General features: G+C 66.2%; 10 protein-coding genes. 6 read left to right on the forward strand and 4 right to left on the reverse strand.

Annotation, left to right across the window (positions count from 1 at the left end):
- Positions 1–92: 92 nt before the first annotated feature.
- On the forward strand, positions 93–305 hold the full coding sequence (locus ABID37_RS17480) for a DUF1674 domain-containing protein (protein ID WP_354197091.1): 213 nt from the start codon (positions 93–95) through the stop codon (positions 303–305).
- 276 nt (positions 306–581) lie between these two features.
- Positions 582–1,940, forward strand: coding sequence for a vWA domain-containing protein (locus tag ABID37_RS17485; RefSeq protein ID WP_354197093.1), 1,359 nt, complete (start codon positions 582–584; stop codon positions 1,938–1,940).
- 33 nt (positions 1,941–1,973) lie between these two features.
- Here ABID37_RS17485 and ABID37_RS17490 read toward each other — a convergent pair whose 3' ends face one another.
- Both ABID37_RS17490 and acs read right to left on the reverse strand, forming a co-directional pair.
- Positions 1,974–2,711: an MOSC domain-containing protein gene (locus tag ABID37_RS17490; protein ID WP_354197094.1), complete on the reverse strand. Its 738-nt coding sequence runs from the start codon at positions 2,709–2,711 to the stop codon at positions 1,974–1,976.
- A gap of 9 nt (positions 2,712–2,720) precedes the next feature.
- Positions 2,721–4,676: an acetate--CoA ligase gene (gene acs, locus ABID37_RS17495; protein WP_354197096.1), complete on the reverse strand. Its 1,956-nt coding sequence runs from the start codon at positions 4,674–4,676 to the stop codon at positions 2,721–2,723.
- Between the two features lie 330 nt (positions 4,677–5,006).
- Between acs and ABID37_RS17500 the strand changes: the two genes are divergently transcribed.
- Entirely contained in the window at positions 5,007–6,113 is a 1,107-nt protein-coding gene (locus ABID37_RS17500; RefSeq protein WP_354197098.1) for a branched-chain amino acid ABC transporter substrate-binding protein, read from the forward strand.
- Positions 6,114–6,185: 72 nt separating this feature from the next.
- Here the strand turns inward: ABID37_RS17500 and ABID37_RS17505 are convergent, their stop codons facing one another.
- Positions 6,186–6,863, reverse strand: a complete 678-nt coding sequence (locus tag ABID37_RS17505; RefSeq protein ID WP_354197100.1) for a YggS family pyridoxal phosphate-dependent enzyme — start codon at positions 6,861–6,863, stop codon at positions 6,186–6,188.
- 153 nt (positions 6,864–7,016) lie between these two features.
- Here ABID37_RS17505 and leuS point away from each other — a divergent pair, with 153 nt between their 5' ends.
- Both leuS and ABID37_RS17515 read left to right on the forward strand, forming a co-directional pair.
- Complete coding sequence (leuS, locus tag ABID37_RS17510; protein ID WP_354197102.1) at positions 7,017–9,644, forward strand: leucine--tRNA ligase; 2,628 nt, start codon at positions 7,017–7,019, stop codon at positions 9,642–9,644.
- On the forward strand, positions 9,631–10,209 hold the full coding sequence (locus ABID37_RS17515; RefSeq protein ID WP_354197104.1) for a hypothetical protein: 579 nt from the start codon (positions 9,631–9,633) through the stop codon (positions 10,207–10,209). Before leuS ends, ABID37_RS17515 begins: the two co-directional genes overlap by 14 nt.
- Positions 10,210–10,269: 60 nt before the next feature.
- Here ABID37_RS17515 and fsa read toward each other — a convergent pair whose 3' ends face one another.
- Complete coding sequence (gene fsa, locus ABID37_RS17520) at positions 10,270–10,923, reverse strand: fructose-6-phosphate aldolase (RefSeq protein WP_354197106.1); 654 nt, start codon at positions 10,921–10,923, stop codon at positions 10,270–10,272.
- Positions 10,924–11,013: 90 nt separating this feature from the next.
- Here fsa and ABID37_RS17525 point away from each other — a divergent pair, with 90 nt between their 5' ends.
- Positions 11,014–13,197 carry a primosomal protein N' gene (locus ABID37_RS17525; RefSeq protein ID WP_354197108.1) on the forward strand — a complete coding sequence of 728 codons (2,184 nt, stop codon included), beginning with the start codon at positions 11,014–11,016 and terminating at the stop codon, positions 13,195–13,197.
- Positions 13,198–13,205: the final 8 nt, after the last annotated feature.

Genomic DNA, 13,205 nt, shown 5'->3' on the forward strand with positions numbered 1-13,205 from the left:
GTGCCCTCACGCAAAGGGTCGATCCCTCGCGCAGGCTTCGCTATATGATGGGAAGCGAAAAGCCAGCTTTCAATCCATTTGGCAGGACGGACATGACGGATCAAGAGGGCAACGGACCGGCGGAAAGCCCGGAGCGCAAGGCGCTGAGCCCCGCGGCCGAGCGGGCGCTGAAGGAGGCGGCCGAGCGCCGCAAGGCCTATAAGGCGGCGGAGGCGGCACGTCCCAAGGAACTTGGCGGGCGCGGCGGCATGGAACCCGGCCGCTACGGTGACTGGGAAGTGAAGGGTCTGACCAGCGATTTCTGACGGCCGGTCTTCCTGACCCGTTTCGGCACGGTGCCGCCGTTCCGTTTCCGGACAGAGGCCGATGATCCGTCATTTCATGGTTACTGACCGGTAAATGCCGAATGGCCGGGAGGGCTCGCCGTTTATGCCCGGTTTACCATCGCCGGCAATCATATGATTTAGAAACAAGGGCTTGCGCCACGGCCTTTGCCCCCCGGCGCCGAACAGGGCCGATCCGGCCGGAAACCTGCTTTGCCTTTCATGGCGGCTTCGAAGCCGTTTCAAGCGGAGGCAGCAATGAGACTTGGGGACATTCGCGGCCGAATTGCCGGTTTCGGGCAGGATCGCAGCGGCAACTTCGCCATGATCTTCGCGCTGGCGTCGACGATGCTGGCGCTGGCGGTCGGTTTTGCCGTCGACACGGCGCAGCTCATGAATGCCAGGTCGGCGCTGCAATCGGCGGTCGACGCGGCCGTGACCTCCACCGCGCGCGACCTCACAACCGGCAATGCGACGGAGGAGGAGGCGCGCGAACGGGTGATGACGTTCCTTGCCGCCAACAGCGCCGGCGGGATTCTCGCCCGGGACAGCATCGTGCTCGACCGTCTGGTCGTCGACCGTACCGCCAGGACGGTGACGGCGAGCGCTTATGTCGACGTGCCGCTCTATTTCCCGCTGTTCGGCCGGAGCAATGTGAAGCGCATCCACAATGAGGGAGCAGCCCTCTATTCCGACAAGCGCATCGAGGTCGTCATGATGCTCGACGTGACCGGCTCGATGAAGGCCAACACGCGCAACAGGACGAACAAGATCAAGGACCTGCGCGACGCATCGGCGGCAGCGGTCAACATCTTCCTCGACATGAACGCCGCCAGCAACGGGCGCGTGCGGGTCGGCCTCGTACCCTATTCGGAAGGCGTCAACACGGGCGTGCTGGCCCATACGGTGTTTCATGAAGCGGACGACAGCATTGGGAGCGCCGACGCCCCGCCCTCGCTCAACGCGCCGCGCGGCGTTGCCGCGAAGGACAATTGCTCGACGGAGCGGAAGAACGTGACGGGCAACGGCATCGACTATTCGGATGCGGGGCCGGTGACGGCCATGGTCAATCGCGACGACAGGCTCGTGCTGTGCCCCGCCGCCGCGCTGGTTCCCATGACCACCGACAGGAGCAGGCTGCTTGCCGCCATCGACGGTTTCCGGGCAGATGGCGGCACGGCCGGCCATATCGGCGTGCAGTGGACCCGGTATCTGCTGTCGCCGTCCTGGCGCTCGACGCTCGAGGCGGCGCAGCCCGGCTCCGGCCCGCTGAACTACAACGACAATCAGGCCAAGAAGATCGCCGTGCTGATGACCGACGGCGAGTTCAACGCCGGCTATGCGGGGGTACGGGCCCACGGTTCCACGCGTTCGGGGCAGGAGGCGCTTTCCACCAATGCGGCGCTGGAGCATTGCAAGCGGATGAAGGAGAACGGGATCGAGATCTTCACCGTCGGCTTCATGCTGGAGGACAAATATCTTGGCCTGATGCAGTCCTGCGCCACGCCGGATGCGGGCGGTATCCGGCATTTCTACCGGGCGGCGAATGGCGACGAACTCAAGGCGGCGTTCGAGGAGATCGCCGGCAATGCCGAGAAGCTTATCCTGACCAGATAGGCGGGGAAGGTTCCGAAACGGAAGAACCCCGCGTCAGTGCAGGCGCATGGCGTCGCCGAGGCGCAGGCGGGCAGGGCGCTCGACCCGGCAGTAGACGCCGAGATTGTGGGCGTTATGGCGCACTAGCGTGCGCAATATGCCCGGATCGTCGGGAATGCCTTCCTGCGAAATGATGGTGAAGCCGCAGCGCCGGCAGGGTTCGACGATGGTCAGTTCGAGGTCGCCGATGGACAGTTTGCGGCCGATCCATTCGGTTTCGGGGAAGCTGCCTTCGACCTCCGGCATGTCGACGAGGATGCTCGGCCGGAAGCGGCGGCGGTCCGGAATGCCGTCGGGGTGCAGCGCCTTCAGCCGCGCCAGCGAGGCGGTGGTGAGCAGGTGCACCGGCGCCTTTTCGTAGCGGGCCCGGGTGTGGGGGCCGCCATAGCCTTCCGGGTTCTCGCCCTCGAAGGGCAGGATCGCGGCCGTGAAACCGAGATAGTCCGAGATGGCGCGTTCACTGCCGGGGCCGGGGGCTGGAAGCCACTCGCCCTCCGGCGTCAGGATGTGCAGGCGCCGCGCTTCGTCCAGCCTGGCCTTGATGCGGGGCGCCTTGTGCCATTTCGGCAGCCGGTCGGGACGGGCGATTTCGCCGTCGCTCGTGTCGATGAGACCGTAGCACCGGTCACCGTCGGCGCCGCCATGGCCGAAGTCGAGCGCGGGCAGGGCCTCGCCGCCGAGCGAGCTCGCCGGATAGCGCCACAGTTCCGCTACATGTCCGATATCGGCCATCGCTGCCTGTTACCCTGCTCTCTTGTTCTGCCTGTTGGCGATGAGGTCGTCGACGACCGAGGGGTCGGCGAGCGTCGAGGTATCGCCGAGCGAGCCGAAATCGTCCTCGGCGATCTTGCGCAGGATGCGGCGCATGATCTTGGCCGAGCGCGTCTTGGGCAGGGCCGGCGCGAACTGGATCTTGTCGGGCGCGGCGATCGGCCCGATCTCCTTGCGCACATGGGCGATCAGTTCCTTGCGCAGCTCGTCGCTGCCCGTCTCGCCCTCCATCAGCGTCACATAGCAATAGATGCCCTGGCCCTTGACGTCGTGCGGATAGCCGACCACCGCCGCCTCCGACACCTTCTCATGCGCCACCAGCGCCGATTCCACCTCCGCCGTGCCCATGCGGTGGCCCGAGACGTTGAGCACGTCGTCGACCCGGCCGGTGATCCAGTAATAGCCGTCCTCGTCGCGCCGGCAGCCGTCGCCGGTGAAGTACAGCCCCTTGTAGGTCGAGAAATAGGTTTCCACGAAGCGGGCATGGTCGCCATAGACGGTGCGCATCATGCCCGGCCACGGCTCGGCGATGCACAGATTGCCCGAACCCGCCCCCTCGACCGTGTTGCCCTCATTGTCGATGATCCGCGGCACCACGCCGAAGAAGGGCCGCGTGGCCGAGCCCGGCTTCAGGTCGGTGGCGCCCGGCAGCGGGGCGATCAGGATGCCGCCGTTCTCGGTCTGCCACCAGGTGTCGACCACCGGGCAGCGGCCCTCGCCCACCACGTTGAAATACCATTCCCACGCCTCCGGGTTGATCGGCTCGCCGACCGAACCCAGGATGCGCAGGCTGGTGCGCTTGCCCTTCTTCACCCATTCGTCGCCCGCTCCCATCAGGGCGCGGATCGCGGTCGGGGCGGTGTAGAAGATGTTGACCTTGTGCTTGTCCACCACCTGCCAGAAACGCGACGCGTCGGGATAGTTGGGCACGCCCTCGAACATCAGCGTGGTCGCGCCGTTGGCCAGCGGCCCGTAGAGGATGTAGGAGTGGCCCGTCACCCAGCCGACATCGGCCGTGCACCAGTAGATGTCGCCGTCATGGTAGTCGAAGATGTACTGGTGGGTCATCGACACATGCACCAGATAGCCGCCGGTGGTGTGCAGCACCCCCTTGGGCTTGCCGGTCGAGCCGGAGGTGTAGAGGATGAACAGCGGATCCTCCGCCTTCATCGGCTCGGCCGGGCATTCGGGCGACGCCTCACTTGCCGCCTCGTCCAGCCACAGGTCGCGGCCCTCCACCCAGTTGACCTTGCCGCCGGTGCGGCGCACCACCAGCACCTTGCGCACCGTATTGCCGGCCGCCGCCGCGATCTCGGCCGCCTTGTCGGCATTCTCCTTCAGGGGCACCTTGCGCCCGCCGCGCAGCCCTTCGTCGGCAGTGATGACCACGTCCGACTTGCAGTCGACGATGCGGCCGGCCAGCGAATCGGGCGAGAAGCCGCCGAACACCACCGAATGGATCGCCCCGATGCGCGTGCAGGCCAGCATCGCATAGGCCGTCTCGACGATCATCGGCATGTAGATGGTTACGCGGTCGCCCTTCTTGACCCCCTGTGCCTTGAGCACATTGGCGTAGCGGCACACCGCCTCGTGCAACTGGCGATAGGTGATCCGCTTGTCCTCGGAGGGATCGTCGCCCTCCCAGATGATGGCGATCTGGTCGCCGCGGGTGGCCAGATGCCGGTCGATGCAGTTGTGGGAGACGTTGAGCTCGCCGTCCTCGAACCACTTGATCGACACGTCGCCGTCGAAGGAGGCGTTCTTCACCTTCGTGTAGGGCTTGAACCAGTCCAGCCGACGCCCATGCTCGCCCCAGAAGCCGTCCGGGTCCGTCACCGAGCGCTCATACCACGACCGATACGTCGCCTCGTCAATCAGCGCGCCTTTGCGCCACGAATCCTGAACTCGGTGGATGGTCTCGGACATTCTCAGCTTCCCTCCCGAAAAAGACTGCCCGCAGATCGGGCAAAAATGCGGCCTCCTGCCGCGCGAAGTCGGGCGCATTATTAACATTGCGGGCACTACGGCAATATTAGACGTTCGATTGTCGATGCTTTGGGCCGCGACATTGTGCGTTGACGGCGTCTTCGAGGACGCGCCGCATTTCTGGCCCAAGTGATGGAACCACCAATCCGGAAGGCCCTTTCCGGTGGGCGATTGCCAAGTCGCGGCACAGCCGCTATGCCTGAAAATCAGGACTTCGCCGAACCAGATCGGGTTCGCGCAAACGGGGTTCGGGTAACAGGGAGCAGAACCATGAAAAACAAGCTTTTGGCTGGCGTTGCACTGTTCGCATCGCTGGCATTCGCGTCCGGCGCGCAGGCCGATATCGTCATCGGCGTCGTGGCGCCGCTGACCGGGCCGGTGGCTGCCTATGGCGAGCAGGTGAAGAACGGCGCCGAGGCCGCGGTCGACAAGATCAACAAGGACGGCGGCATTCTCGGCGAGAAGGTCGTGATCAAGCTGGCCGACGATGCCGGCGATCCCAAGCAGGGCGTTTCGGCGGCCAACCTGCTGGTCGGCGAGAGCGTGCATTATGTGGTCGGCCCGGTCACCTCCGGTGTCGCCATGGCCGCTTCGGACGTGTTCGCCGAGAACGGCGTGCTGATGGTGACGCCGACGGCCACGGCGCCCGACCTGACGGCGCGCGGCCTGCCCAACGTGCTGCGCACCTGCGGCCGTGACGACCAGCAGGCTGAGGTTGCTGCGGCCTATGTCCTGAAGAACCTGAAGGACAAGAAGATCGCCATCGTCGACGACAAGGGCACCTACGGCAAGGGCCTGGCCGACGCGTTCAAGGCGGGCATCAATGCCGGCGGCGTGACGGAAGTCAGCCACAACTCGCTGAACCCGGGCGAGAAGGACCTGTCGGCGCTGGTCACGCGCCTGAAGTCCGACGGTGCCGAGGTGATCTATTTCGGCGGCTATCACCCCGAGGGCGGCCTGCTCGCGCGCCAGCTCGCCGATGCCGGCATCAAGGCGACGATCATCGGCGGCGAGGGCCTGTCGAACACCGAATACTGGGCGATCGGCAACGAAGCCGCTGCCGGAACCCTGTTCACCAACGCTTCCGACGCGCTGAAGAACCCGGACTCGGCTTCTGCCGTCGAAGTGCTGAAGGAAAAGGGCATCCCGCCGGAAGCCTTCACGCTCAACGCCTATGCCGCCGTTGAGGTGCTCAAGGCCGGCATCGAGAAGGCCGGCAGCGCCGACGACGCCACCGCGGTGGCCACGGCGCTGAAGGACGGCGGGGAAATCCCGACCGCCATCGGCAAGCTCACCTATGGCGAGAATGGCGACCTGACCTCGCCGAGCTTCTCGCTGTTCAAGTGGGAAGAAGGCAAGATCGTCGCTGCCGAATAAGCTTCGGCAGACTGGAATCGAAAGGGCCGGGGCTTCGTGCTCCGGCCCTTTTCAGTTGATCTTCCTTGGGGATCAACGGCTGCCGAAGATGGCCGAGCCGACCCGCACGCTGGTGGCGCCGAAGGCGACGGCCAGCTCGTAATCGCCCGACATGCCCATGGAAAGCTTCTCCACGCCGGCGGCGCGGGCGAGCTTTTCGAGCAGCGCGAAATGCGGACCCGGATTCTCGTCGGCCGGCGGAATGCACATCAGTCCCTCGATGGCGAGGCCATGCACCTCGCGGCAGCGCCCGACGAACGCGACGGCTTGCTTCGGCTCGATGCCGGCCTTCTGCGGCTCCGAGCCCGTGTTGACCTGCACATAGAGGCGCGGCGAACGCTCCTGCCTGGCGATTTCCTTGGCCAGTTCGGCGGCGATCTTCTCGCGGTCGACCGTCTCGATGACGTCGAAGAGCGCCACCGCCTCCCTTGCCTTGTTGGATTGCAGCGGGCCGATCAGGTGCAGTTCGATGTCGGGGAAATCCGCTTTCAGGGCCGGCCACTTGCCTTGCGCTTCCTGCACGCGGTTTTCACCGAACACGCGCTGGCCGGCCCCGATGACGGGGCGGATGGCGCCGGCGTCGAAGGTCTTGGAGACGGCGACGAGCGTGGCCGATCCCGGTTCGCGCCCGGCTTCCCGTTCGGCCGCGCCGATCTTCGCCTTCACCTGGGCGAGCCGTTCGACCGCATCGCCAGCAACCGCATTGTCCATGTCGAAATCCTGCCGTCCTGAAATGCCGATTTTGCCCCGTTGAGACGCCTTACGGTTGACGGGTCCCGCAAACCATGGTGAAGACCGGGGCATGTCCCCGCTGTCCGCATGCGTGCGGCAGCTTCCAGCATGCTTTTAAAAGAAAAACCGGTCATGGCAACCGAACGATACAATCCGCGCGCGTCCGAACCCAAATGGCAGAAGGCATGGGATGCCGAGAAGTTGTTCGAGGCGAAGAACGACGATCCCCGGTCCAAATATTACGTGCTCGAGATGTTCCCCTATCCGTCCGGGCGCATCCATATGGGCCATGTGCGCAACTATACGCTGGGCGATGTCGTCGCCCGCTACAAGCGCGCCAAGGGCTTCAATGTCCTGCATCCCTTCGGCTGGGATGCCTTCGGGCTGCCGGCCGAAAACGCGGCGCGCGACAAGGGCGTCAATCCGCGCGAATGGACCTACGCGAACATCGCGACCATGAAGGGACAGCTCAAGACGATGGGTTTTTCCTGGGACTGGTCGCGGGAGTTCGCGACCTGCGATCCGGGCTACTACCGGCAGCAGCAGCGGCTGTTCCTCGACTTCTGGAAGGCGGGGCTGGTCGAGCGCAAGGCGGCGAAGGTCAACTGGGACCCGGTCGACATGACGGTGCTCGCCAACGAGCAGGTCATCGACGGCAAGGGCTGGCGCTCCGGCGCGCCGGTGGAGCAGCGCGACCTGACGCAATGGTTCTTCAAGATCACCTCCATGAGCCAGGACCTGCTGGACGGGCTGGAGACGCTGGACCGCTGGCCGGAAAAGGTCCGCATCATGCAGCAGAACTGGATCGGCCGCTCCGAGGGCCTGCTGCTGCGCTGGAAGTTGGACCCGGCGACGGCGCCTGCGGGCGAGACCGAGCTGGAGGTCTACACCACCCGCCCCGACACCATCTTCGGCGCGTCCTTCATGGCGGTGTCGGCCGACCATCCGCTGGCCAGAAAGGCGGCCGAGGGCAACACGCAAATCGCCGCCTTCATCGACGAGGTCCACCATATGGGCACTTCGGTGGCGGCGCTGGAGACGGCCGAGAAGAAGGGCGTCGATACCGGCATCCGCGTCGTTCATCCCTTCGATCCGCAGTGGACCCTGCCGGTCTACGTGGCCAATTTCGTGCTGATGGACTACGGGACCGGCGCGGTCTTCGGCTGCCCGGCGCATGACCAGCGCGACCTCGACTTCGCCAACAAATACGGTCTGCCGGTCACGCCGGTGGTGAAGCCGGAGGGCGTCGATGCGGCGAGCTTCCAGATCACCGAGGAAGCCTATTCCGACGACGGCACGATGATCAATTCGGGCTTCCTCGACGGCATGAGCCCGGGCGAGGCCTTCGACGAGGTGGCAAAGCGCCTCGAAGGCACAGACTTCGACGGCCGGCCGCAGGGCAAGCGCAAGGTACAGTTCCGCCTGCGCGACTGGCTGATCTCGCGCCAGCGCTACTGGGGCTGCCCGATCCCGGTCATCCATTGCGACGCCTGCGGCGCCGTGCCGGTGCCGGCCGACCAGCTTCCGGTCGAGCTGCCCACCGATGTCGCCTTCGACAAGCCGGGCAATCCGCTCGACCATCATCCGACGTGGAAGCATGTCGCCTGCCCGAACTGCGGCGGCGCGGCGCGGCGCGACACCGACACGATGGACACCTTCGTCGATTCGTCGTGGTATTTCGCCCGCTTCACCGACGCCAGGAACGACGAGGCGCCGACCGACCTCGCCTATGTCGACGGCAAGAACGGCTGGCTGCCGGTGCGCCAATATATCGGCGGTGTCGAGCACGCGATCCTGCACCTGCTCTATTCGCGCTTCTTCACCCGCGCCATGAAGGCGACCGGCCATCTCAACACGGTCGAGGAGCCGTTCGAGGGCCTGTTCACGCAGGGCATGGTGGTGCACGAGACCTACAAGGGCGCGCAGGGCTGGGTGACGCCGGCGGAAATCCGCATCGAGGAGGTCGACGGCCAGCGCAAGGCCCGCCTGCTTGCCGACGGCACCCCGGTAGCCATCGGCCCGATCGAGAAGATGTCGAAGTCGAAGAAGAACGTGGTCGACCCCGACGACATCATCGCCAGCTACGGCGCCGATACGGCGCGCTGGTTCATGCTGTCGGATTCGCCGCCCGAGCGCGACGTGATCTGGACCGAGGCCGGCGTCGAGGGCGCCCACCGCTTCGTCCAGCGCGTCTGGCGCCTGGTGTCGGATGCGGTGCCGGTGTTGAGCGATGTCGCGCCGAAGGCAGGGACCGAAGGCGACGCACTGGCCGTCTCGCGCGGCGTGCACAAGATCCTCAAGGCGGTGGGCGAGGACATCGAGCGGCTGCATTTCAACCGCGCCGTGGCCCGTCTCTACGAACTCACCAACCTTCTGTCGCCGCAGGTGGCGGCGGTGGGCGAGGGCAAGGCCGAGCGCGCCGGCGCGGTGCGCGAGGGGCTGGAATTCCTGATCACCATGCTGGCGCCGATGATGCCGCATCTGGCCGAGGAGTGCTGGCAGGCGCTGCGCGGCGAGGGTCTGGTCGCCGCTCGCGCCTGGCCGGAATTCGACCCGGCGCTGGTGGTGGACAACGAGATCGTCCTGCCCATCCAGGTCAACGGCAAGAAGCGCGGGGATTTGACAATTGCCCGCGACGCAGACCAAGTTGCGGTCGAACAGGCGGTCATGGCCCTCGACTTCGTGCAGAAGGCGCTGGAGGGCAAGACGCCGCGCAAGATCATCGTCGTGCCGCAGAGGATCGTCAATGTCGTTGCCTGACACAGCCAAGCCGACGATGAAGGATAACGCCGGCCTTGGCCGTCTGCTGGCGGGGGCGGTGCTGCTGTCGGCGGCGCTGCTTTCGGCCTGCACGGTGCGCCCGCTCTATTCCAGCGCGCCGCTTGCCGTGGGCGGCCAGACGGTCGCGGTGGAGGAGCTGGCGTCGATCTCGGTCAAGCCGGTCAGGACGCGCTATGCCCAGCAGGTGCGCAACAACCTGATCTTCGGCCTCACCCACGGCAAGGGCGAGCCGGCGACGCCGGTCTATTCGCTCGATCTGGGCGTCACCGAGCTGGTGCAGTCGGCGGCTTCGATCCAGGTCACCAAGGATCAGGACGAACCCAGCGCCGGCATCGTGCAACTGACGGCCGACTACCGGCTGACGGAAGTTGCGACCGGCAAGGTCGTCGGGTCCGGCAGGCGGTCGATCTCGTCGTCCTTCGACCGCCCGAAGCAGGAGTTCGCCACCTATCGGGCGCAGATCGATGCCGAGAACCGCGCCGCGCGCGAACTGGCCGAAGTGCTGCGTCTGGCCCTGGCCCAGGATCTCGCAAAGCGGAAATAACGATGGGCCGATCTGCGCCGCCGGTGCGCGTGGAGGCCCGGCGGCGCAGATTTGGCGCTATCAGCCGATCTTCTGGCCGGTCTTGGCCCAGTCGGCGAGGAAGGCTTCCAGCCCCTTGTCGGTCAGCGGATGCTTGACCAGCGAGCGCAGCACGGCCGGGGGGGCGGTGATGACATCGGCGCCGATCAGGGCGGCATCCTTGATATGGTTCACGGTGCGAACCGAGGCGACGAGGATTTCGGTCTCGAAGTCGTAGTTGCTGTAGATCTGGCGGATCTCGGAAATCAGGTCCATGCCCTCGATGCCGGTGTCGTCGAGACGGCCGACGAAGGGCGAGATGAAGGATGCGCCGGCCTTGGCGGCGAGCAGCGCCTGGTTGGCCGAGAAGCACAGCGTGACGTTGACCATGCGGCCTTCGGAGCGGATCGCCTTGCAGGCCTTGAGTCCGTCGAGGGTCAGCGGCACCTTGATGGCGACATTGTCGGCGATCCTGGCCAGCACCTTGGCCTCGGCCATCATGCCGTCATAGTCGGTGGCCGTGACCTCGGCCGAGACGGGGCCGGAAACGATGTCGCAGATCTGGCGCGTCACCTCATCGATCTTGCCGCCCGATTTCAGGATCAGCGAGGGATTGGTGGTGACGCCGTCGACCAGGCCCATGTCGTTGAGTTCACGGATTTCCTTGATGTCGGCGGTATCGACGAAGAACTTCATTGTGGTCTCCTTGAAGATTCCGGCGTGCGGGGAGGGCACACGCGCTATCGGCCTTTGCTCTAGACCAAAGACGATGCAAGGTCACGCGCGATGAGCCAAGATTCGCCCTTTTCGTCCGCAGCACCCGTGCTGGTGCCCATGCCCGCAGAACGCCCCTACACCTATGCGGTTCCCGAAGGAATGCGCGTGGTGCCGGGGTCGATCGTGCGCGTGCCGCTGGGGCCGCGGCAGGTGGCGGGCGTCGTCTGGGACGGCGGGGCCGATGCGGTCGATGCCCGCAAGCTGCGGCCGATCGAGCAGGTGTTCGACTGCCCGCCGATCAACCGCGACATGCGCCGCTTCGTCGACTGGGTGTCGCAATATACGCTGTCGCCGCCCGGCATGGTGGCGCGCATGCTTTTGCGCGCGCCGGAAGCCTTCGATCCCGAGCCGTGGACCGAAGGCATCAAGCTCACCGACCTGCGGCCCGACCGGATGACCGGCGCGCGCGAGCGGGTGCTGGCCGCTGCCGCCGACGGCTTTGCCTGGACGCGCTCGGGACTGGCCCATGCCGCCGGCGTGTCGTCCTCGGTGGTCGACGGGCTCAGGGAACAGGGCGTGTTCGAGACGGTGATGATCCCGCCGCGCCCGGTGGTTGCCGCGCCCGACACCGCCTATGCGACGGCGGCGCTGATGCCGGACCAGCGCGCGGCGGCGAACGATCTCCGGGCCGGTGTCGAGGCGGGCGATTTTCGCGTCACCCTGCTCGACGGCGTGACCGGCTCGGGCAAGACGGAAGTCTATTTCGAGGCGGTGGCGGCGGCGATTGAACAGGGCCGACAGGTGCTGATCCTGCTGCCGGAAATCGCGCTGACCCACGCCTTCCTCGAACGGTTCCAGAACCGTTTCGGCACCAAGCCGGCCGAGTGGCACTCCGACCTGCCGCCGCGCATGCGCGAGCGGGTGTGGCGGCAGGTGGCGGAAGGCACGGTGAAGGTGGTGGCGGGCGCGCGCTCGGCACTGTTCCTGCCGTTTCAGGAGCTTGGCCTGATCGTCGTCGACGAGGAGCATGACCCGGCCTACAAGCAGGAGGACCGCGTCTTCTACAACGCCCGCGACATGGCGGTGGTGCGCGCCCATATCGGCGGCTTTCCGGTGGTGCTGGCTTCGGCCACGCCATCCGTGGAAAGCCGGGTCAATGCCAGCCAGGGGCGCTATGGCCGCGTGGTGCTGTCATCGCGTTTCGCCGATGCGGCGCTGCCGGACCTGCGCACCATCGACATGCGCCGCTCGCCCCCGGCACGCGGCGGTTTCCTGTCGCCGCTGCTGCTGCAAAGGATGGCGGCGACGCTGGAAAAGGGCGAGCAGTCACTTTTATTCCTCAACCGGCGCGGTTATGCCCCGCTCACCTTATGCCGCGCCTGTGGCCACCGCTTCGGCTGCCCGGTCTGCTCGTCCTGGCTGGTCGAACACCGCTTTCGCGGTCAGCTCGTCTGCCACCATTGCGGCCACAGCGAAAGGCGGCCCGATGCCTGCCCCGAATGCGGCACGCTCGACCACCTCGTCGCCTGCGGGCCGGGTGTGGAGCGCATCGCGGAGGAGGTGGTGGCGCATTTTCCCGAAGCGCGCACCATCGTCCTGTCCTCCGACATCATGGGCGGTGTGCGGCGGCTGCGGCTGGAGCTGGAGGCCATCGCCAACGGCGATGCCGACATCGTCATCGGCACGCAACTCGTCGCCAAGGGCCATAATTTTCCGAACATGACGCTGGTCGGCGTGGTGGATGCCGATCTCGGCCTCGCCAATGGCGATCCGCGCGCCGCCGAGCGCACCTTCCAGCTTCTCAGCCAGGTGACGGGCCGCGCCGGGCGCACCGGCAAGAAGAGCCTCGGCCTGCTGCAGACCTACCAGCCCGACCATCCGGTGATGCAGGCCATCGTCTCCGGCGATTCGGAGCTGTTCTACGAGCGCGAGATCGCCGAGCGCGAGCGCACCGGCCTGCCGCCGTTCGGACGGCTGGCCGGCATCATCGTCAGCGCGCCGACACGGGCAGAGGCGGAAGGGCACGCGCGTGGCCTGCGGCTTGCCGCGCCGAGCGCGTCGGATATCTTCGTGCTGGGGCCGGCCGAGGCACCGCTGTCGCTGCTCAACGGGCGGCACCGCTTCCGGCTGCTCATACATGGCGAACGCCGCTCCGACATGCAGGGTTTCGTCAAGGCCATGCTGGCGGCGGGACCCAAGGTGCGCGGGCAGATCAGGGTGCAGGTCGATATCGATCCGCAGAGTTTCCTGTGAATTCTTCA

The organism is Aquamicrobium terrae (assembly GCF_040545735.1).
Taxonomy (GTDB): Bacteria; Pseudomonadota; Alphaproteobacteria; order Rhizobiales; family Rhizobiaceae; genus Mesorhizobium; species Mesorhizobium terrae_A.

Excerpts from the sequence above, each read along its gene's own strand:
- acs (WP_354197096.1), bottom strand. The coding sequence starts at position 4,676 with ATGTCCGAGACCATCCACCGAGTTCAGGATTCGTGGCGCAAAGGCGCG.
- ABID37_RS17505 (WP_354197100.1), bottom strand. The coding sequence starts at position 6,863 with ATGGACAATGCGGTTGCTGGCGATGCGGTCGAACGGCTCGCCCAGGTG.
- leuS (WP_354197102.1), top strand. The coding sequence starts at position 7,017 with ATGGCAACCGAACGATACAATCCGCGCGCGTCCGAACCCAAATGGCAG.
- ABID37_RS17485 (WP_354197093.1), top strand. The coding sequence starts at position 582 with ATGAGACTTGGGGACATTCGCGGCCGAATTGCCGGTTTCGGGCAGGAT.
- ABID37_RS17480 (WP_354197091.1), top strand. The coding sequence starts at position 93 with ATGACGGATCAAGAGGGCAACGGACCGGCGGAAAGCCCGGAGCGCAAG.
- ABID37_RS17515 (WP_354197104.1), top strand. The coding sequence starts at position 9,631 with ATGTCGTTGCCTGACACAGCCAAGCCGACGATGAAGGATAACGCCGGC.
- ABID37_RS17490 (WP_354197094.1), bottom strand. The coding sequence starts at position 2,711 with ATGGCCGATATCGGACATGTAGCGGAACTGTGGCGCTATCCGGCGAGC.
- fsa (WP_354197106.1), bottom strand. The coding sequence starts at position 10,923 with ATGAAGTTCTTCGTCGATACCGCCGACATCAAGGAAATCCGTGAACTC.
- ABID37_RS17500 (WP_354197098.1), top strand. The coding sequence starts at position 5,007 with ATGAAAAACAAGCTTTTGGCTGGCGTTGCACTGTTCGCATCGCTGGCA.
- ABID37_RS17525 (WP_354197108.1), top strand. The coding sequence starts at position 11,014 with ATGAGCCAAGATTCGCCCTTTTCGTCCGCAGCACCCGTGCTGGTGCCC.